This is a genomic window from Neorhizobium sp. T7_12 (genome assembly GCF_002968535.1).
GTDB classification, from domain to species: domain Bacteria; phylum Pseudomonadota; class Alphaproteobacteria; order Rhizobiales; family Rhizobiaceae; genus Neorhizobium; species Neorhizobium tomejilense.
Genome location: NZ_PVBK01000001.1, coordinates 406,442 through 425,624 on the forward strand (window position 1 = coordinate 406,442; position 19,183 = coordinate 425,624).

The window sequence follows — 19,183 nt, forward strand, 5'->3', positions numbered from 1 at the left end:
TATCATGGGGTCTTCCTTCACCTTGAGGGGGCTTTTCGCAGCCGTCCTCCTGGGCACCGGTCTCGTCGCGGGCGTTGCCGCTGCATCCGACAAGGGCAACCCGGAAGCCAAGCGGATCGTCTCCATCGGCGGCACGATCACCGAGATCCTCTATGCACTCGGCGCCGAGGACCGGATCGTAGCACGGGACTCGACGAGCTTCTATCCGGATGCGGCCAATTCCAAGCCCGATGTCGGTTACATGCGCGCCCTGTCTGCGGAGGGCATTCTCGGCCAGAAGCCTGACCTGATCCTGATGGAGGAGGGTTCCGGCCCGCCGCCGGTGATCGAGATCCTGAAGGCCAGCGAAGTGCCGATGGTCGTCATCCCGACGCCGCCGAAGGTGGATGCGATCGGCAGGAAGATCCGCGATGTGGGTGCGGCGGTCGGGCTTTCCGGCAAGGCCGACGCCCTTGCCGTAAAGACGGAAGACGGACTGAAGAAACTCGCCGCCGACGTTGCCAGGATCCCCGGCCCGAAAAAGAAGGTTCTGTTCGTGCTGTCGCTTGCCAATAACCGCGTCATGGCCGGCGGTGCCGACACGGAAGCGGGCGCCGTGATCGAAATGGCCGGCGGTATCAATGCCGCGCCGACGATCAACGGCTACAAGCCGCTTGCCGACGAAGCCGTCATCGCCACGAAGCCGGATGTCGTGCTTTCCATGTCGCGCGGCGACCACACGATCACGCCGGAACAGGTTTTCGCGATACCGTCGATGCAGACGACGCCGGCTGCCGCCAACAAGGCGCTGGTCACCATGGACGGCCTGCTACTGCTCGGTTTTGGCCCGCGTACGCCGGAGGCCGCCCGCTCGCTCGCGGCCCGGATCTATCCCGGGGCGATCAACTGATGATGAAGGCGCTGGCGATGCCCTTCCGCGTTGCTGCCGATGGAGACCGGACGCGCCAGGGCGTCATCGTGCTTCTTCTGCTGGCGGTGATGCTGTTTGTCGCGTGCCTGCTTTCGCTCGGCATCGGCCCGACGGGCGTCGGCCTGCGTGATCTCTGGACCTACGCGACCGGTAACAGCGCCAGCCTTTCGACCCAGGACCGGGTGATCCTCGAGGCGGTCCGCCTGCCGCGCACCGCGCTTGGCCTTCTGGTCGGCGCCGGGCTTGCCGTCTCCGGCGCGATGATGCAGGGCCTGTTCCGCAATCCGCTTGCCGATCCCGGCATCGTCGGGGTCACTTCCGGCGCGGGGCTTGCCGCCGTTGCGGCGATCGTGCTCGGCAACGGCATCCTGGCGCCGGTCGCCATGGTGCTCGGCAACCAGTTCCTGCCGCTGATGGCCTTCTTCGGCGGTCTCTTCAACACTTGGGCACTCTACATCATCGCCACCCGCGACGGGCGGACCTCGACGACGACGCTGATCCTGTCGGGCATCTCGATCGGCGCGCTTTCGGCAGCGCTCATGGGCCTGCTGATCGTCATGGCCGACGACCGGCAGCTGCGCGACATCACCTTCTGGAACCTCGGCTCGCTCGGGGGCGCCACGTTCGGCCGGGTCTTGTCCATCCTGCCTTTCGTCGGCGCGGTGATGGTGATCATGCCCTTCGTGGCGCGCGGGCTCGACGCGCTGGTGCTTGGCGATGCGGCCGCGTTCCATATGGGGATACCGGTGCAGCGGCTGAAGAAGATCGTCATCGTCGCTGTCGCCGCCGCCTGCGGCTCGACCGTCGCTGTCGCCGGCTCGATCGGTTTCGTCGGCATCGTCGTGCCGCATCTGCTGCGCCTCGTCATGGGGCCGTCGCACCGCTTCCTGCTGCCGGGTTCGGCGCTCGGCGGTGGTGCGCTGCTGCTGGTTGCCGACAGCGTCGCGCGCACCGTCGCTGCTCCGGCGGAACTGCCGATCGGCGTCATCACCGCGTTGTTCGGCGCTCCGGTCTTCCTCTTCCTGCTGCTGGGTAAAAACGGCATCACCACGCGGGACATGCCATGATTTCCGCCGAACATGTCACCGTCACCCGCTCGGGCCGCAAATTGCTCGACAATGTCGGCCTCGATCTCCAAGCGGGGCGTTTCACCGTCGTCATCGGTCCGAACGGCGCCGGCAAATCGACGCTGATGAAGGTGATCTCCGGAGAGATGAAACCCGATGTCGGTTTCGTCAGCTATCACGGCACCAGCGTCGACCTCTGCCAGCCGGTCGAACTTGCCAAGCGCCGGGCGGTATTGCCTCAGGCGACGCAGCTCGCCTTTCCGTTCACCGCGCTCGAAATCGTCCGGATGGGCGCCGTTGCTCAAGGGGCGCTCAATCCGACCGAACAGGGCCGGCAAGCCTTGTCACGCGTGGGCTTGCGCGGTTTTGAAAGCCGGCCCTATCCGTCGCTGTCGGGCGGCGAACAGCAGCGGGTGCAGTTTGCGCGCGCACTCGCGCAGGTGCCGCAGCCGGTCGCGGACGGCGTGCCGCGGGCGCTGTTCCTCGACGAGCCGACTGCCAGCCTCGACCTCGGGCACCAGATCTCGGTGCTGGAAATCGCCCGCGACTTCGCCAATGCCGGCGGGATCGTGCTCGCCATCCTGCACGACCTCAACCTGGCTGCCGAGTTCGCCGACCATCTCGTGGTGTTGAACCACGGCCGGGTGGCGGCGGAAGGCGCATGCACGGAAACGGTGAACGACGAGATCATCGCCAGCGTTTATGGAATAACCGGTGCCGTCGGCCGCCTGCCGGCAGCCCACATCCCCTACGTATTGCCGCAGTCGCGACACCGCTGACGATTGGATGGTCAGGTGTCCGGGCGGGTGACGATGAAGGTCGCCGAGCCGAGCATGACCGCGGCCACCAGCGCCGCCCGCCACAACGGCGGCGAGGTGCCGAACCAGAACACCGCGTAGCTCACCGCCATCAGCGAAATGGCGGCGATCTTCGCCTTCCGTGCGATCGCACCCTTTTCCCGCCAGCTGCGCAGCGACGGCCCGAATTTCGGGTGCTCGAGCAGCCATGCCTCCAGCCGCGGCGAAGAGCGGGCGAAACAGGCAACTGCCAGTAGGAGAAACGGGGTGGTGGGCAGGACAGGCAGGAAAGCCCCGACAACGCCGATTGCAACGAACAGCCATCCGAGGGCGAGAAAGAGAAGACGCATGAAATGACCTATGGAATATCCTGACTACGATAGACAAGTTCGGAAGTGGCGTCTCTATCCAAATTTCTGACGCTCGTCCGCCCTTCCCATTTAGGCGCCGCCGGTTATAGTGCCGCCGGCTTCAATAACCGCAGGGGAAATGATGTCAGTGAAGAAAGTACTCGTGGTCGGCGGGGCCGGCTATATCGGCTCCCATACGTGCCTGGTGCTCGCCGAGCGAGGTTATCAGCCGATCGTCTTCGACAATCTCTCCAACGGGCATGCGGAATTCGTGCGCTGGGGTGAGCTGGAAGAGGGCGATATCCGCGATCGTGCCCGGCTCGACGAGGTGTTTGCCAAACACAAGCCGGACGCGGTGCTGCATTTCGCGGCGCTGATCGAGGTGGGTGAATCGGTCAAGAACCCAGTCGCCTTCTACGACAACAATGTGATCGGCGCTCTGACGCTGCTGTCGGCGGCGATCGATGCGGGTGTGAAAGCCTTCGTGTTTTCCTCGACCTGCGCCACTTACGGTCTGCCGGATCGCGTGCCGATGGACGAGACCCATAAACAGGCGCCGATCAACCCGTACGGGCGTACCAAATTCATCGTCGAGCAGGCGCTGAAGGATTACGGCACCTACAGGGACCTGAAATCGGTCATGCTGCGCTATTTCAATGCGGCCGGCGCCGATTTCGAGGGCCGGGTCGGCGAGTGGCATACGCCTGAGACCCACGCAATCCCGCTCGCGATCGAGGCGGCGCTCGGCCGCCGTCAGGGTTTCAAGGTGTTCGGTGACGATTACGACACCCGCGACGGCACCTGCGTGCGCGACTATATCCACGTGCTCGATCTGGCCGACGCGCATGTTCGGGCGGTCGACTACCTTCTCGCCGGTGGCGAAACGGTCGAGCTCAATCTCGGCACCGGCACCGGCACGACGGTGAAGGAACTGCTCGCGGCGATCTCGGCGGTTTCCGGAAAACCGTTCCCGGTGGAATATACCGGCCGGCGCGAAGGTGATTCCACATCGCTGGTCGCCAATAACGATAAGGCGCGGGCGGTGCTCGGCTGGGAGCCGAAATACAGCCTGAACGATATCATCCGTTCGGCCTGGGATTGGCATTCCCGCTCTAACCATCATGTGATCTGAAGGGCCAAGACATGGCGGAAGGCGAGGTCAAGCTCGAGGAAAGCTGGAAACATGCGCTCGGGCCTGAGTTTTCCAACCCGTATATGAGCGAACTGCGCCGCTTCCTGGTTGCCGAAAAGGAAGCGGGCAAACGCATCTTCCCGAAGGGCTCGGAATATTTCCGCGCGCTCGACCTGACCCCGCTCGACGAGGTGAAGGTCGTGATCCTTGGCCAGGATCCCTATCACGGCTTCGGCCAGGCGCATGGGCTTTGCTTCAGCGTTCGTCCGGGCGTGCGCGCCCCGCCGTCGCTCGTCAACATCTACAAGGAGATGGAGACGGATCTCGGCATTCCGCCGGCCAGGCACGGATGCCTCGAACATTGGGCGGAACAGGGTGTCCTGCTCCTGAACAGCGTGCTGACGGTCGAGGAGGCGAGGGCGGCCTCGCATCAGGGCAAGGGCTGGGAACGGTTCACCGATGCGGTGATCCGGGCCGTCAACGACGAGTGCGACGGTGTCGTCTTCATCCTGTGGGGCTCCTATGCCCAGAAGAAGGCGGCGTTTGTTGATCAGCAGCGCCATCTGGTAATCAAGTCGGCCCATCCGTCGCCGCTTTCCGCGCATAACGGCTTTCTGGGCTCGCGGCCATTTTCCAAGACGAATGCCTATCTACAGTCGATCGGCAAGGATCCGGTCGACTGGCGCCTGCCGGAACAAGCCTAGTTCTGTGAACGATTGGCCAATAGTCGTCTACGCAGAGTGAACAATGCGTTCGGATGGTCGCGTCTATCCAATTCCCGGTCCTTCCACCATCTTTACCCCAGAACAGCAGGCCGCACAGGCGGTCCGCAGAAAAGGGGTTTAAAATGCTAGACCAGATCAAGGGCCTCCACCACGTCACGTCGATGGCGGCAAGCGCCAGCACCAACAACAAGTTCTTCACCGACACGCTCGGCCTTCGTCGGGTCAAGAAGACCGTCAACTTCGACGCTCCGGATGTCTACCATCTCTATTACGGCGACGAGGTCGGTTCTCCCGGCTCGGTGATGACCTATTTCCCGTTCCCGCATATCGCCCGCGGCCGTCAGGGCACCGGCGAAGTCGGAACGACGCTCTTCTCGGTTCCGGAAGGTTCGTTCGGTTTCTGGACCGACCGCCTGACGAAAGCCGGTGCGGAAGGCATCAAGGCCGATACGGCGTTCGGTGAAAACCGCCTGCATTTCGCCGGTCCCGATGGCGACGGGTTCGCGCTCGTCGAAGTCAAGGACGATGCCCGCAAGCAATTCGTCGGCAACGGCATTTCCGAGGATCACGCGATCCGCGGCTTCCACTCCGCTTCGCTTCGTCTTCGCGATGAAAGTGCTACCGCCGAACTCCTGAAGTTCATGGGCTATGAGCAGATCGACGACAAGGATGGCGTGCTGAGGCTTGCCATGCCGGGCGGCAACGGTGCCGATGTCATCGACATCGAAACCATGCCGAACATTGCCCGCGCCAATCTCGGTGCCGGCTCGGTCCATCACATCGCCTTTGCGGTCGAGAACCGCGCAAAGCAGCTCGAAGTCCGCAAGGCGCTGATGGATACCGGTTACCAGGTCACTCCGGTCATCGACCGCGATTACTTCTGGGCGATCTATTTCCGCACGCCAGGCGGCGTGCTGTTCGAAATCGCCACCAACGAACCCGGCTTCGACCGGGACGAGGATACCGCCCATCTCGGCGAGGCCCTGAAGCTGCCCGCACAGCACTCACATCTGCGGGCGACGCTCGAACAACATCTCGAACCGCTGGACGCCTAGTCAGCGCAGCGTCCAAGGAGACCATCATGAGCTACGACAGTTATGTGCACCGGGCGCGTCCCGGTGCATCCGGAGCGCCGATCCTGTTCGTCTTTCACGGCACGGGCGGTGACGAAAACCAGTTCTTCGAGTTCGGCGGCCGGCTTTTGGCCGGCGCCACGGTGATCTCGCCGCGCGGCGACATTTCCGAACACGGTGCCGCGCGCTTCTTCCGGCGCAAGGCCGAAGGTGTCTATGATTGCGAGGATCTTGCCCGGGCGACCGGGCGTATGAGCGAATTCGTCGCCGCCAACCGCGAGCGCTACGGTTCCTCGACCGTGCTCGGCCTCGGTTTTTCCAACGGTGCGAACATTCTTGCCAATATCATGATCGAGAAGCCCGGCCTGTTCGATGCGGGCGTGCTGATGCATCCGTTGATCCCGTTCAAGCCTGAGGACCGCAAGGCCGAAGCCAAGGCCCGCGTTCTGATCACGGCCGGCCAGCACGACCCGATCAGTTCCGTCCAGCAGACCGACGAACTCGCCGACTATTTCAGGCGGCAGGGCGACACGGTGACATTGGAATGGCACGGCGGCGGGCACGAAATTCGTCCCAACGAGATCGAAGCCGCCAAGAAGTTCTTTGCGCCCTATGGCGCCTGAACGCGACAATGAAAACGTCCCGGCATCAGGCTTGTGAAGGCTGATGCCGGGCGTATTTTTGCGGGCGCTCTCTACCAGCGGGCCGTTGCCTTGCCGAACAGATTCTGGAGGGTCGGCTTTTTCTCGTCGTCGACCGCCTCTTCGCTGTCGCCCGTTTTGCCCTCTTCCTCTTTGAAGTATTTCGCGACGGTCTGCATGTGCCACTGCATCAGCTCATAGCAGTATATCACTTCCCGCTCGCCCGACGACCAATAGGCATTCGGCTCGCCGCATTCGGCGGCCGTCAGCTTGATGCCGTCCTCCAGCTTGTAGAGCCCCGAGAGAAGCTCGGCGAGAATATCCAGAACCTTCGCCGTCTTCGTCAGGTCCGCATAGTCCTCGAGTTCCTTGTTGTCCGGCTTCTTGTAGGTGATCGTAAACTTGTTGTTCTGCCCGTCGGTCCGCAGGTGCGGTTTCAGGAGGCCGAACCAGCTGTCATGGGCTTTCAGATATTCGTCGACGCACTGCCTGCGGCGTCCCTCCGGAAATTCGAGGCTGTCGGCCGATTCCTTGAATTTCTCCGCATCCTTGCCGACCATCATGCAGACCATGCTGAAGGCGCGCTGGCGGTCGAGCGCGTGGACGTCCCACATGGCCAGTTCCTGTTCGGCCGCCTCGCTGGCCTCTGCGGAAAATGTCCAGCCATCGACTGAATCGGTTAGCGCCGTGTCGAAAACTTCGTCGTCGGCCTCCAGCAGGAGCAGTGTGGAAAGCGTGTCCACCGCATCCTCCTCACGGCCAAGAACCGGCAGGTTGAATTCTGAAACCAGCATGTGTCCGGCTTCATGAAACAGGAAAAACAGCGCATTGCCGAATGCGAACTCGACGCTGTCCTCGACCTGCTGCTTGGAAAGACCCTGAAGATCGTCGGTGAGGGCTGTCGCTTGTGCGCCGGGCATGGGCAGCGCAAAAAGCCCGAGAAGGGCGAGAGGGAGAAGGCTGCGTCGCATCGGGCCTGCCTGCTTTCTGAAAGCCGTGTTGATCTGTCGCGTCGATGGCCCAGCGTTGCGGAAAGTCGCTTGGTCGTCGCAAGGTCGATCTATTCCATAACATCGAGCTTTTAAGTTCGGATGAAGCGGTATTGTTGCTGATATGTTTCGATGAGTTTCACGAACATTTAAGATTTATTGAATCGCCCGGCTTTCCCTGGCCTGCAAGAGCAAAGACGTCGGCTGCCGAGCGCTGCGTGGCGATGGAACAGGCCTCCGCACTTCGTCTTTTCGAGGCATCCGGCGGGCTTGCGAGGCCGATGGCGATGGCCGATAGTGGCTCACCATTTCCTCGACGCGCGGAGGTTTCCCATGAGCAACCACTTGAAATTCTTCATCGACGGTGTCTGGGTCGAGCCGGTCATTCCGGTCGCGCTCGACGTCATCGACCCGTCCACCGAAGAGGCCTGTACGCGGATCGCGCTCGGTTCCAAGGCGGATGTGGACAAGGCCGTCGCAGCCGCCAAGGCCGCTTTCGCGTCTTTCTCTCAGTGGTCGAAGGAGGAGCGGCTGGCGCTGCTCCGCCGTATCCTTGCCGAATACGAAAAGCGTTACGAGGATATCGCGCAAGCCGTTTCCCAGGAAATGGGCGCGCCGATCGGCTTTGCCCGGGACGCGCAGGCCGCCGCCGGGCAGGGGCATCTCAAGGCGACCATCGAGGCGTTCGAGGCCTACGAATTCACCGAGACGCGCGGCACGACGACCATCGTGAAAGAGCCGATCGGCGTCTGCGCTCTCATCACGCCGTGGAACTGGCCGCTCAACCAGATCGTCTGCAAGGTGGCGCCGGCGATCGCCGCCGGCTGCACGATGGTGCTCAAACCCTCCGAGATCGCGCCGATCAGCGGCATCATCTTTGCGGAAGTGATGGAGGCCGCCGGTACGCCGAAGGGTGTCTTCAACCTCGTCAACGGCACCGGTCCGGACGTGGGGCAGGTGATGGCCGGCCATCCGGACGTCGACATGGTGTCCTTCACCGGTTCGACCCGCGCCGGGGTGATCGTCGCCAAGACGGCCGCCGATACCGTGAAGCGTGTGGCACAGGAACTCGGCGGCAAGTCGCCCAATATCATCCTGGCGGATGCAGAATTCGAAAAGGCGGTCGCGGAGGGCGTGACCGCCTGCTTTGCCAATTCCGGCCAATCCTGCGACGCGCCGACCCGGATGCTGGTGCCGGCCAGGCGTCACGACGAGGCGCTTCAAGTTGCCAAGGCTGCGGCCGAAAAGCTCAAGACCGGCGATCCGCGCGCCGACGGGATAGATCTTGGCCCGGTGGTCAGCCAGGTCCAGTTCGACAAGATCCAGCGGCTGATCGAGGCGGGCATCACCGAAGGCGCGACGCTGGTCACCGGAGGCCCCGGCCGGCCGGAAAATCTCAACCGCGGTTATTACATCCGCCCGACCGTGTTCGGAAACGTCACCAACGACATGACCATCGCCCGCGAGGAGATTTTCGGGCCGGTCCTGTCGATCCTCCCTTACGAGACCGAGGAACAGGCAATCGAGATCGCCAACGACACGCCCTACGGGTTAGCCGCCTATGTCCAGTCCGGCGACCTTGCCCATGCCCGCAAGGTGGCGGCGCGGCTGCGGGCCGGTTCGGTGTTCATCAACTATCCCGAATGGGATCTCTTCGCGCCCTTCGGCGGCTTCAAGCAATCCGGCAACGGCCGCGAATACGCCGACTGGGCCATTCACGACTTCCTCGAAATCAAGGGTATCGTCGGTTATGGCATTTAAGACCTTCAATCCGCCTTCCGTCCGCAAGCCGTTCGGCGGCTACAATCATGGCCTGCTCGTGCCGCCGGGCGCAAGCCTGCTCGTCACTTCCGGCCAGCTCGGCATTTCGCCGGAAGACAGGATCCCGCCGGACGTGGCAGGGCAGGCCGAACTCTGCTTCAAGGCGATCGGCGCGATCCTCGAAGAGGCGGGCATGACCTATGCGGATGTCATCCGCATTTCCGGCTTCGTCACCAGCCGCGAGGATTTTCCCGCCTACATGATGGTGCGGGACCGCTATACGCTCGATCCGAAACCGGTCTCGACCCTGATCGTCGTCGGTGGCTTCACCCGCGCCGAATTCCTGGTCGAAGTGGAGGTGACGGCGGCGAAGGTGTTTTGAAGCAACGCCGAATAGAGATAACTCTCCCAAGTCATCCGCATCGCGGGCATGCGGCACATATTCAGTCTTTGTTGATCACGTATTGTCTTGTTGCGGCGATGGCGGATGCATTTTTGATTTTACGCCGAATACCGTCCTCCATTTTAAATATTCCTTGAGCTGAATGGGGTATTTTTTGCTCCAGGGTTTTTTATTGGGGGTTTTCTATGCGTCGTATCGTAATGGGAGCCATGGCGCTCTTCTGTGCGCAATTTCTCGCACCCGCTGCTTTTTCTGCAAGTCTTGTTGCCAGCGTCAGCCTCTCGTCGCAAACCATGACCGTCGAGCAGGATGGCGTGGTGGTTTACGAATGGAAGGTCTCGACCGCGCGTTCGGGTTATTCGACGCCGACGGGGAACTGGCGCGCCAAGTGGCTCTCCAGGGATCATCGTTCGCGCAAATACGACAACGCTCCGATGCCGTTTGCGGTGTTCTACAACGGCGGTTATGCTGTCCATGCGACCTTCGAGACGAAGCGGCTCGGCCGACCTGCCTCGCATGGCTGCATCCGCCTGCATCCTGAAAATGCAGCGACATTCTTCTCGCTCGCCAGCCGGCACGGAGTGTCGAACACGCGCATCGTCGTCAGCCGCTAGGTTTCGCCTTAATAGCCGCAGCTTCTGAGCTGCGCTTCGTATTTGGCGGCCATGCCGGCGGATTTCTGGGCGGTCTGCTTGACGCCGTTGCCGAACTGGCCGCGTGCGTAGCCGGCCTGGCCGGTATAGTAGGCGAGGTAGAGGTTATAGCTGTCGGCGAGCGGGATGCCGTTCTTGAGATGGCTCTGGTTGTGATACCAGCCGACGAAATGGACGGCATCGCCGAAATCGGTGCGGCTGGCGCTCCAGCGGCCGGTATCCTTCTTATAGCTCAGCCACGTGCCGTCGAGAGCCTGGGCGTAACCATAGGCCGTCGAAGCGGGTGTCCAGGGGATGAAGCCGAGCAGCTTGGTGCGCGGCGGCCGGGCATAGGGCTGGAAACCGGATTCCACATAGATCGTCGCCATCAGGATCGGCACCGGCACGCCGAATTCCCGCTCCGCCTTCTTGGCGTCGCGCGCCCAGTTGTTGAACAGCCCGTCGCGCTGCTCGAAGATCGCGCAGGCATTGGTGACCCGGTTTGGCGCAGACGCGCAGGCAGACAGGGACACGGTCAGGAGGGCGATGAAAAACGCAATACGCATCGCTTAATCTCTCGGTTTCCAGAGATTAATAACCGGTAAAATTTAAGGAAAAGTTTAATGGTCGGGATGAGATGTCGGTGGCGCTAAATAAGCGCGGCCGGCAAAGAGATTTCGTACGATGACGCCGAGCGCAGTCGTGCCCGCGATGCCTTCCAGACCGAGCCCGATTGCCGGCGCAACCAGCGTCAGAACAGCAAATACCGCGAGCGTGAAACGCGCCGGGCCGATGCAGACATAGCGGTCGCGCACGAACCACAGGCTCGCCAGATAGATCGCGACCGGGATCGCCACCGCATAGTCGCCGACGAGGATGGAGACCTCGGAATGGTGGGTGATGATGTCGACGAGCACGGCAAAACCCGCGCCGACCGCCGCGCCCGACGTGAAGATGAAGAAATGGCCGTAGCCCCAGAGAAGCGAACGTCTCAGGTGATGGCTGCCGAGTTGTTCCTCGCGGGCGAAATAGACCCACCAGAGCGAAAAGACGATGACCAGGGCCGATAGTGCCGTATGCACCAGCATCAGGTTGAATTCGCCGGCGAACTGGCGCAACGCGATTGAGCCCGCAAGCAGCGTCTCGCCGAGCACGATGATGTTGAGCAGGCCGTACCGTTCGACGATGTGGTGGCGATGCCACGGTGTGTTGGCGGTCAGCCGCTCCGCGACGGCCGGCACGGCCAGTTCCAGAACCACGGCGAACGCCCAGAGGATGTAGGATACGCCGAAGGTGAGGGGCTGCAGAAAGAGGAAGCTCAGCCAGAGAAGCTGGACGAGGAAGATCCCGATCGCATAACCGAGCGCGGTGGGGCGGCAGCCCGGGTCGTGATAGGCGGCCCGCAGCCACAGGATGATCATGGCGATGCGCATGACCGCGTACCCGTAGATCACCAGCGTGAAATCCGGTGCCTCCGTAAAGAGTGCCGGAATGCCGGCGGCAATCGTCAGCGAGCCGCCCATCAGCACCATGGTCAGCAGCCGATAGACGACGTCGTCATTGTCATAGGCAGACGAGAACCAGGTGAAGTTCATCCAGGCCCACCAGATGGCGAAGAAGGCCATGATGAAGGTCATCACGCCCTGCGCCGCATGGTTTTCTGCAATCGCGTGATGCAGCCCGGCCGCGGCGGAAGCGATCGCGATCACCGACACGAGGTCGAACAGAAGTTCGAGCGGAGTGGCGACCCGGTGATGCTCGTCGGGATCCCGGGGGTGCAGGGGACGCAGGATAGTGGCAAGTGGTGAAGCCTGGTTCGTCATCGTTTGCCTGCCCCCGAGCATCAAGATTCGCGATCGAGGGAAATAGCGCAAAAAAGCGTGTTCAAGTAAAGAGTGGCAGGCGATATCGCGATGATCGAGGCTTGGGATGCGCGACGTTCTTGAGACGGAAAGGCTGATATTGCGGGAAATCGGCAAAGCCGACCTGCCGATCTTGTTTCGCATCTTCGGTGATGCCGAGAGCATGCGCTTCTACCCGCGCGCCAAGAGTTTCGAAGAGACCGAAGCATGGTTCGAAAAGCTCGCCTTCAGGAGCTATGAGGAACACGGTTTCGGTCTCTGGGGTATCGTCGAGAAGGCAACCGGCGAGCTGATCGGTGATTGCGGCATTACCCTTCAACCGACGCCCAAGGGCCTGGAGCCGGAGATCGGCTATCATCTCCGGCGAGAATGGATCGGCCGTGGTTATGCCTTCGAGGCGGCTGCCGCCTGCCGTGATTTTGGTCTCGGCGGCCTCGGTTTCGCGCGGATCGTCTCGATCGTCAGCCCGGAAAATATCCCGTCGCTCCGGGTTGCTGCGAGGATCCATCAGCGGTGGGAAATCTATCGGACGGTGACGGCGGCTGGGGCGCAGGTGGATCGGTTTCTGTTCATCTCCGAGCGGGATGCATCGGACGCTGACGGCCAGGACGCCTCCACACGGGTGGCGATGGTGGAGGCGGCGGCTCTTCTGTCGACGCGCCGCCGTGAGATGGGGAGCTAGAACCGCTCCATCTCCCGCTTCACCTTGTCCAGAAACGCCGCGCGTGTCTCCGGCGTGCAGTTGTTCATGTCGTAATGGGCGAGAAACGTCACCGGCCGGGCCGGGTTGGTCTGCACCCGCAGAACGCGTTTCGACAGCTTTCGCGGTGGGTCGCCGGCGAGGAAGGCGCGCCAGCGGGTGGCGCCGTAGGTGGTGACCACCGCCACCTTGTCAATATGCAGCTTTCGCGTCAGCCTGCCGTCCTTCAGCTCGAAGGTGATGCCCGGTAGCCAGACGCGGTCGAAATAGCCCTTCAGCATGGCCGGCCAACCGAAATTCCAGACCGGGGTGACGATCACCAGGCCTTCCGCCGCCTGTAGGCGGTCGACATAGGATTTCACCAGCGACAGGTTGTTCGGGTAATCGTGATAGGTCATCCGGTCATGGCGCGACATGACCGGATCGAAACCTTCGGCATAAAGGTTGCAGTCGTCCACCTCGTGGCCGGCCTTCAGAAGGCTTTCACGCGCCTGCCTGTGCAGGGCGGCGCCATAACTTTCCTCGACCGGATGGGAATGGACGAGCAGGACCCGCATCAGCCACCTGCTGCGGCAAGGCCCGGGAAGAGGTAGTTCTTGCCGGCGGAAAAATCGAAATCGGGATTGTCCCAGGCGATCATCTTGCCGGGGTTGAGCAGCCCCTTCGGATCGGTCTCCTTCTTGAAGGCGAGCTGGACGGTATCCGTCTGTTTCATGCCGCCTTCTTCCAGCGTATAGCGGTGCGGGTTGAAGATCGGGCAGCCGTTGTCGCGATGGATCTGCATGATCTCCTCCAGCCGCTCCCTGGTCGTGTAACGGACGAGAGGCAGGCCGGAGCACTGCATGCGACCGTCGAACTTGATGAATTCCAGATGGCCCGGCACCTCGTCGCCAAACAGTTTCGTCATCTTCTCGACCTTGGCGACGTGGTCCGGCCCCGGATACTGGACCTGGAGATAGGTGAAGCCGGGATCGACTTTCAGGGCGCGCAGCGTCGTGTGGTTCCAGGCGAGTTCATAGGCATGCGGAATGCCCTTCATGCTTTCCACCTTGTCGGAGCGGAATAGGATCTCGCCCTTCTGGCGCTCGGCAAAGGCGGTGAAGGCATCCATCGAATGCGGCGCGATCATCAGCACGACGATCGACTGGTTGCGGTCGCGCAGGAACGGCTTGTGGCGCGGGAAATAGTCGTAGGGGATCGGCGCCGCGATCGGCGCAATTTCCTTGATCAGCAGGCCGTTCTTGTGGGCCAGTGCATCGCCGAAGCGCACCGCGTCCATGAAGTCGTCGTAACCGACCAGCACGTCCACCCAGTCATAGGCGGGAGCCAACGGCATCTCGACCTCGACGATGATGCCGTTGGTGCCGTAGGCATGGGTGACCTTCTGCAGGTCCCAGGCGGTCAGGTCGAGCACGCGCGGCTCGGCCTCCATGGTGACGACGCGCAGGCGCAGGATATTGCCGAGGTCGCGCAACCCGCCCCAGTGGATCGAGCCGACGCCGCCGGAGCCGCCGGCGACAAAGCCGCCGATCGTCGCCGTCTGCGCGGTGGAGGGGTGGAAGCGCAGTTCCTGGCCGGAATGCGCTCTGGTCTGGCGGTCGAGTTCGGCAATCACGGTGCCCGGCTCGGCGATGACGCGGCCCGGATGGATTTCCTTGACCTTGTTCATGTTGATGAGGTTGAGCACGATGCCGCCCGAGAGCGGCATGGCCTGGCCGTAATTGCCGGTGCCGGCACCGCGTGGCGTCACCGGCACGCCATGCGCATAGGCGACCTTCAGCACCCGGATCACCTCCTCCTCGCTCTTCGGCGAGACGACGAGATCGGCGGTGACGCTCTCGAGTTCTTCCTTGAGGATCGGCGAGTACCAGTAGAAATCGCGGCTCTTCTGGCGCACCAGCGCCGGATTGTCCTCGACCGCGAGGCCTTCGAGTTCGTTCTTGATCTGTGCGTAATCCGGCATGTTCACTTGTCCAAAATCGGGTCCAGGTCACGGTAATCCGGCAGGCGACGGTCGATGCCCATGCCATTCCGCATCACGATGCGGTCGGCCTGCGGACGGGAAAGGAATTCGCTCCAGCGCCTTGCACTGAACAGTACGAGATCGGCGGGGCCGCCTTCGGCAATGACGCCGATATCCGGCCGCCCGAGGATTTCGGCGGGCGTCGAGGTGACGACGCGCGCGGAGGTATCGAGCGGGTGGTCGAGATGCAGGATGCGGACCGCCTCGCGGAAAACCTCGACCGGATCCATGTCGCCATAGGCGTAGAACGGATCGCGGGTATTGTCGGAGGAAACGGCGGTTTTCACGCCAGCAGCCGTCAATTCATGGAACAGCGTGACGCCGCGCCAGCGCGGCGTGCGGCCGGCATGGCGGTCCTGCAGGTACATGTTGCACATCGGTAGCGACACGACCGAAATGTCGGCCTTGGCGACCTTGTCGATGACGCGCCTTGCGGTCTCGTCATCCTGCCGTGCCAGCGAGCAGCAATGGCCGACGGTCACCGAGCCTTCGAAACGGTTGCGGAGTTTTGCCTCGGCAATGGCTTCCAGGGTCAGGACCTGCTTGTCTTCCGTCTCGTCCACATGCAGGTCGATGTCGAGGCCATTGTCGGCGGCGGCCTTGAAGAGCGTATCGAGGATCCGCTCGAAATCCGGCAGGATGCGGGTGGCGCCGCCGAGCAGCCCGCCATAACGCCTCGTCGTCGCGACGATGCCGCCGAAGACGCTCTCGTCGAGCACGTTTTCCAGTGGCAGCAGGGCGACCGCCTGCAGCGCGATCCTGTCCTTCCACTCGGCGCGAAGCTCGTCGAACAACGGGAAGGAGATATCCGGCTGCGGCGGGATGCTATCGAGATGGGTGCGGATCAGTTTCGTCCCGTGGGCATAGGCGCTTTTCAACGAGAATTCGAAGCGGGCGCGGATATCCTCGGCCGTCCAGTTGGCGATCCGGTCCTCGCGCACATTCATCAGTGCGCCTTCGAACGTGCCGTCCGGGTTCGGGCGGCGGTCCCAGAAATGCCCCTTGTCGAGATGCGTATGCATGTCGGCGAAACAGGGCCAGACCATGCCGCCGCGCATATCGGCGGAGACCAAATCGGCGGGCGCCGAGCCCTTTGGCAGGATGGCCTCGATCTTCCCGTCCGCGATGACGAGATCGGCCTCCATGAGGCCGTCCTTTGCGACAGCCGGCAGGCCCTTGACGAGGACGGCCGGCAGCGTCGCATTGGTGAGCGCGAAACGGCGAGCATCGGGAAGCGTCATGAAGGCAGTCATCAGTTTTCTCTTTTCAGGCTGCTTTCATGCCAGCGATGCAGGAAAAACCAGGAGATGAAGGAGGTGATCGCAAAAATCACCACGCCGAGCAAGGAGAGCAGGATCAGTGCCGCAAACAGGCGCGGAATGTTGAGGCGATACTGGGATTCGAGCAGCCGGAAGGCAAGGCCGGAACCGGCTCCCGCCGAGCCCGCCGCGAACTCCGCGACGACGGCCGCGATCAGCGCCAGGCCTCCGCCGATCCGAAGCCCCGTCATGAAATAGGGGAGCGAGGAGGGGAGTTTCAGGTAGAGCAGCGTCTGCCAGCGCGAGGCACCGTAGAGATCGAAGAGGTTGAGCAGGTTGTGGTCGACGCTCTTCAGGCCCTGGACCATGTTCGACAGGATCGGGAAGAAGGCGACGAGGAAGGCGCAGATCAAAAGCGCCACCTGGGTCGTCGGCGCATAGATCAGGATCAGCGGCGCGATCGCCACGATCGGCGTCACCTGCAGGATGACCGTGATCGGGTAGAAGGCGGTCTCGATCCATTTCGACTGGATGAGGAAGACGGCGATGCCGACGCCGCCGATCAGCGCCAGCGCCAGCGCTTGCATGGTGATCTGAGTCGTCACCCAGAGAGCGGGGGAGAGCGTGCCCCAGTCGTTGTAGAGCGAGTTCGCAACCGCCAGCGGCCCCGGCAGTATGTACTGTGGAATGCTGTTGACGGTGATGATGAATTGCCAAAGGAGGACGAGGCAGACCACCACGCAGATCGGGACGAGCGTGCGCAGCAGCGTGTCGCGGTTGCGGCTGAGGAAGCCCGGCTTCGGCGGCACGAGGGCGGTATCGGTGTCGGCCATCAATGTTCCTCCCCGCCGATTGCTTCGATGAGCATGGTCGAGACCTTTTCGCAGGCCTGGCGGTATTCTTCCGAGGTGCGGTAACGGGCATCGCGCTCGAGGCTCGTGACCAGCGGGAAATCCGCATGCACCCGGCCGGGCCGCGCCTTCATCACCACGATGCGGTTGGAAAGGTAAGCGGATTCGAACACGGAATGGGTAACGAAGATCACCGTGATGCCGGTCTCGCGCCACAGACGCAGCACGTCGTCGTTGAGTTTCTGGCGGGTGATTTCGTCGAGCGCCGCGAACGGCTCGTCCATCAAGAGCAGCTTCGGTTTGGTGACCAGCGCACGGGCGATCGAGACGCGCATCTTCATGCCGCCGGAAAGTTCGCGCGGATAGGCGTCGGCAAAGTCCTGGAGGCCGACGGTCGCCAGCGTGTCCATGATTTCGCCGCGGGCGGCGGACTTGGAGACGCCGCGCAGTTTCAGCGGCAGGTAGACGTTGCCGAACACCGTCTGCCACGGCATCAGCGTCGGCTCCTGGAAGACGAAGGAAATGTCGCCTTCCGGCAGGCCTTTGGAGTTGATGCGCGAACTCGGCCAGTCGATCGTGCCTGTCGAGACGTCGCCGAGCCCGGCAATGATGCGCAGTGCCGTCGATTTGCCGCAGCCGGAAGGGCCGAGCAGACTGACGAATTCGCCCCCCTCGACCGTCAGCGACATGTCGGAGAGCGCCAGCGTGCCGCTGGAGAATGTTTTCGAGACGGAGCGCATGACGACCAGCGGGCGTCTGCGTGTCTCCCCGGGGGCGGGTATCAGCGGGGCTTGGGACATGCTCATTGCGGGCCTTGAACTTAGTCGGGACAGGGCGGCAATTCCCTCTCTCCCGTGACAGGCACAGCAAAGAGGGAATGAACCGTTGCGCTCTTCCGAGACTACTTTTTCAGCGCCATGCCGACGCCCTTGCAGACGAACTTGGTCGAATAAGCCTTCTTGTAATCGAGGTCGGCCGGCTGGACACCGATCGCGACCATGGACTCGAAGAACTTCTTGTAGCGCTCGTCGGTGATGCAGCCGATGCCCTTGGTCTCGGCGTCGCCGGATACGACGATCCCGTATTCCTTCATCTTGGCGATGGAATAGGCGAGCTGGCCATCCGTCATTTCCGGATTGTCCTTCTTGATCAGGTCGTTGGCGGCCTTGTTGTCACCATAGAGATAAGTGTACCAGCCTTCGAGCGAGGCATCGACGAAACGCTGCACGACATCCGACTTCTTGTCGATCATCGTCTGCGTGGTGGTGATCATCGTCGAATAGGGGCCGTAACCGGCATCGGCGATCAGGAAGACTTTCGGCGTCCAGCCGGCCTGCTTGCCGATCTCGTAGGGTTCGGAGGTCAGGTAACCCTGCTGTGCGGAGGCCTTGTCGGCGATGAAGGGGGCCGGGTTGAACGTGTAGGGCTTGAACTGCTCGTCCTTGAAGCCTTTGAAGTTCTTCTTCATCCACTCGAAATAAGTGGTGTAGCCTTCCTTGCCCATGAAGATGGTCTTCATCTTGGCGAGGTCCTCGAACTTTTCGACGCCCGCGTCGGGATGGGCGAGCAGGACCTGCGGGTCCTTCTGGAAGATCGAGGCGACGCTGACCAGCGGGATGCCTTGCTTGACGGCATCCATGTCGCCGAGCGGACCGCCCATGTAGAAATCGACCTTGCCGGCGATCAGGAGTGCGCGGTTGGCGGCATTCGGGCCGCCCTGCACGATCTTCACCTTCAGGCCGCGCTTTTCATAGGTGCCGTCGGCGACGGCCTGGTAGAAGCCGCCATGCTCGGCCTGGGCAAGCCAGTTGGTGCCATAGGAGACTTCATCGAGAGCCGCAGCCGGTTGGGCGGCCAGCGCTACCGCCGAAAGGCCGACGGCGGCAAAAAAACTCTTCATCATCAAGGATTTGGACATGTCGCTTTGTTCCCCTGTTAAACCGTGCGGCATCGTGAGAGCAGCTTATGGTGAGCATTTGTACGGTTGCGTTGCTCTTTGAAAAGCATC

21 protein-coding genes are annotated in these 19,183 nt (G+C 62.3%); 11 read left to right on the forward strand and 10 right to left on the reverse strand.

Annotated elements, in window-relative coordinates:
- The first annotated feature begins 4 nt into the window (after window positions 1-4).
- Genes C5J26_RS01975 through C5J26_RS01985 form a run of 3 tightly spaced genes read left to right on the forward strand, consistent with a single transcriptional unit; the run spans window position 5 to window position 2,756 of the window.
- Window positions 5-889 (forward strand): hemin ABC transporter substrate-binding protein, encoded by an 885-nt coding sequence (locus C5J26_RS01975; protein ID WP_105400294.1) that lies wholly within the window; start codon window positions 5-7, stop codon window positions 887-889.
- On the forward strand, window positions 889-1,977 hold the full coding sequence (locus C5J26_RS01980) for an iron ABC transporter permease (protein ID WP_105400295.1): 1,089 nt from the start codon (window positions 889-891) through the stop codon (window positions 1,975-1,977). Before C5J26_RS01975 ends, C5J26_RS01980 begins: the two co-directional genes overlap by 1 nt.
- Window positions 1,974-2,756, forward strand: coding sequence for a heme ABC transporter ATP-binding protein (locus C5J26_RS01985; RefSeq protein ID WP_105400296.1), 783 nt, complete (start codon window positions 1,974-1,976; stop codon window positions 2,754-2,756). Before C5J26_RS01980 ends, C5J26_RS01985 begins: the two co-directional genes overlap by 4 nt.
- 11 nt (window positions 2,757-2,767) lie before the next feature.
- On the opposite strand, the gene C5J26_RS01990 is transcribed toward C5J26_RS01985, so the two are convergent.
- On the reverse strand, window positions 2,768-3,124 hold the full coding sequence (locus C5J26_RS01990; RefSeq protein ID WP_046666743.1) for a YbaN family protein: 357 nt from the start codon (window positions 3,122-3,124) through the stop codon (window positions 2,768-2,770).
- Between the two features lie 142 nt (window positions 3,125-3,266).
- On the opposite strand from C5J26_RS01990, the gene galE reads away from it, so the two are divergent.
- The 4 genes from galE to C5J26_RS02010 all read left to right on the forward strand — a co-directional run bounded on the left by galE (window position 3,267) and on the right by C5J26_RS02010 (window position 6,677).
- Window positions 3,267-4,256 (forward strand): UDP-glucose 4-epimerase GalE, encoded by a 990-nt coding sequence (gene galE / locus C5J26_RS01995; protein WP_105400297.1) that lies wholly within the window; start codon window positions 3,267-3,269, stop codon window positions 4,254-4,256.
- Between the two features lie 11 nt (window positions 4,257-4,267).
- Entirely contained in the window at window positions 4,268-4,960 is a 693-nt protein-coding gene (ung, locus tag C5J26_RS02000) for a uracil-DNA glycosylase (RefSeq protein WP_105400298.1), read from the forward strand.
- A gap of 143 nt (window positions 4,961-5,103) precedes the next feature.
- Window positions 5,104-6,036 carry a VOC family protein gene (locus C5J26_RS02005; protein WP_105400299.1) on the forward strand — a complete coding sequence of 311 codons (933 nt, stop codon included), beginning with the start codon at window positions 5,104-5,106 and terminating at the stop codon, window positions 6,034-6,036.
- Window positions 6,037-6,062: 26 nt separating this feature from the next.
- Entirely contained in the window at window positions 6,063-6,677 is a 615-nt protein-coding gene (locus C5J26_RS02010) for an alpha/beta hydrolase (RefSeq protein WP_105400300.1), read from the forward strand.
- A 71-nt stretch (window positions 6,678-6,748) separates the two neighbouring features.
- Here C5J26_RS02010 and C5J26_RS02015 read toward each other — a convergent pair whose 3' ends face one another.
- On the reverse strand, window positions 6,749-7,666 hold the full coding sequence (locus tag C5J26_RS02015; RefSeq protein WP_105400301.1) for a DUF4344 domain-containing metallopeptidase: 918 nt from the start codon (window positions 7,664-7,666) through the stop codon (window positions 6,749-6,751).
- Window positions 7,667-8,017: 351 nt separating this feature from the next.
- Here C5J26_RS02015 and C5J26_RS02020 point away from each other — a divergent pair, with 351 nt between their 5' ends.
- From C5J26_RS02020 to C5J26_RS02030, 3 genes are all read left to right on the forward strand, one after another.
- Entirely contained in the window at window positions 8,018-9,445 is a 1,428-nt protein-coding gene (locus C5J26_RS02020; protein WP_105400302.1) for an aldehyde dehydrogenase family protein, read from the forward strand.
- Window positions 9,435-9,827 (forward strand): RidA family protein, encoded by a 393-nt coding sequence (locus C5J26_RS02025; RefSeq protein ID WP_105400303.1) that lies wholly within the window; start codon window positions 9,435-9,437, stop codon window positions 9,825-9,827. Before C5J26_RS02020 ends, C5J26_RS02025 begins: the two co-directional genes overlap by 11 nt.
- Window positions 9,828-10,033: 206 nt before the next feature.
- A complete protein-coding gene (locus C5J26_RS02030; RefSeq protein WP_105400304.1) occupies window positions 10,034-10,462 on the forward strand; it encodes a L,D-transpeptidase in 429 nt (142 codons plus the stop codon).
- An 8-nt stretch (window positions 10,463-10,470) separates the two neighbouring features.
- Here the strand turns inward: C5J26_RS02030 and C5J26_RS02035 are convergent, their stop codons facing one another.
- Both C5J26_RS02035 and C5J26_RS02040 read right to left on the reverse strand, forming a co-directional pair.
- On the reverse strand, window positions 10,471-11,046 hold the full coding sequence (locus C5J26_RS02035; RefSeq protein ID WP_105400305.1) for a transglycosylase SLT domain-containing protein: 576 nt from the start codon (window positions 11,044-11,046) through the stop codon (window positions 10,471-10,473).
- Between the two features lie 54 nt (window positions 11,047-11,100).
- Complete coding sequence (locus C5J26_RS02040; RefSeq protein WP_105400306.1) at window positions 11,101-12,303, reverse strand: low temperature requirement protein A; 1,203 nt, start codon at window positions 12,301-12,303, stop codon at window positions 11,101-11,103.
- Window positions 12,304-12,409: 106 nt separating this feature from the next.
- Here C5J26_RS02040 and C5J26_RS02045 point away from each other — a divergent pair, with 106 nt between their 5' ends.
- Complete coding sequence (locus C5J26_RS02045) at window positions 12,410-13,024, forward strand: GNAT family N-acetyltransferase (RefSeq protein ID WP_105400307.1); 615 nt, start codon at window positions 12,410-12,412, stop codon at window positions 13,022-13,024.
- Here the strand turns inward: C5J26_RS02045 and C5J26_RS02050 are convergent.
- From C5J26_RS02050 to C5J26_RS02075, 6 genes are all read right to left on the reverse strand, one after another.
- Window positions 13,021-13,599 carry an NAD(P)H-dependent oxidoreductase gene (locus tag C5J26_RS02050; protein ID WP_105400308.1) on the reverse strand — a complete coding sequence of 193 codons (579 nt, stop codon included), beginning with the start codon at window positions 13,597-13,599 and terminating at the stop codon, window positions 13,021-13,023. The genes C5J26_RS02045 and C5J26_RS02050 overlap by 4 nt on opposite strands.
- Window positions 13,599-15,005, reverse strand: coding sequence for an FAD-binding oxidoreductase (locus C5J26_RS02055; protein WP_105400309.1), 1,407 nt, complete (start codon window positions 15,003-15,005; stop codon window positions 13,599-13,601). The genes C5J26_RS02050 and C5J26_RS02055 overlap by 1 nt, the downstream gene beginning before the upstream one ends.
- A gap of 2 nt (window positions 15,006-15,007) precedes the next feature.
- Window positions 15,008-16,318 carry a cytosine deaminase gene (locus C5J26_RS02060; protein WP_371681879.1) on the reverse strand — a complete coding sequence of 437 codons (1,311 nt, stop codon included), beginning with the start codon at window positions 16,316-16,318 and terminating at the stop codon, window positions 15,008-15,010.
- Entirely contained in the window at window positions 16,318-17,157 is an 840-nt protein-coding gene (locus tag C5J26_RS02065; RefSeq protein ID WP_046632217.1) for an ABC transporter permease, read from the reverse strand. The genes C5J26_RS02060 and C5J26_RS02065 overlap by 1 nt, the downstream gene beginning before the upstream one ends.
- Complete coding sequence (locus C5J26_RS02070; protein ID WP_046666726.1) at window positions 17,157-17,981, reverse strand: ABC transporter ATP-binding protein; 825 nt, start codon at window positions 17,979-17,981, stop codon at window positions 17,157-17,159. Before C5J26_RS02070 ends, C5J26_RS02065 begins: the two co-directional genes overlap by 1 nt.
- A 95-nt stretch (window positions 17,982-18,076) precedes the next feature.
- On the reverse strand, window positions 18,077-19,093 hold the full coding sequence (locus C5J26_RS02075; protein ID WP_046635066.1) for an ABC transporter substrate-binding protein: 1,017 nt from the start codon (window positions 19,091-19,093) through the stop codon (window positions 18,077-18,079).
- Window positions 19,094-19,183 lie beyond the last annotated feature (90 nt).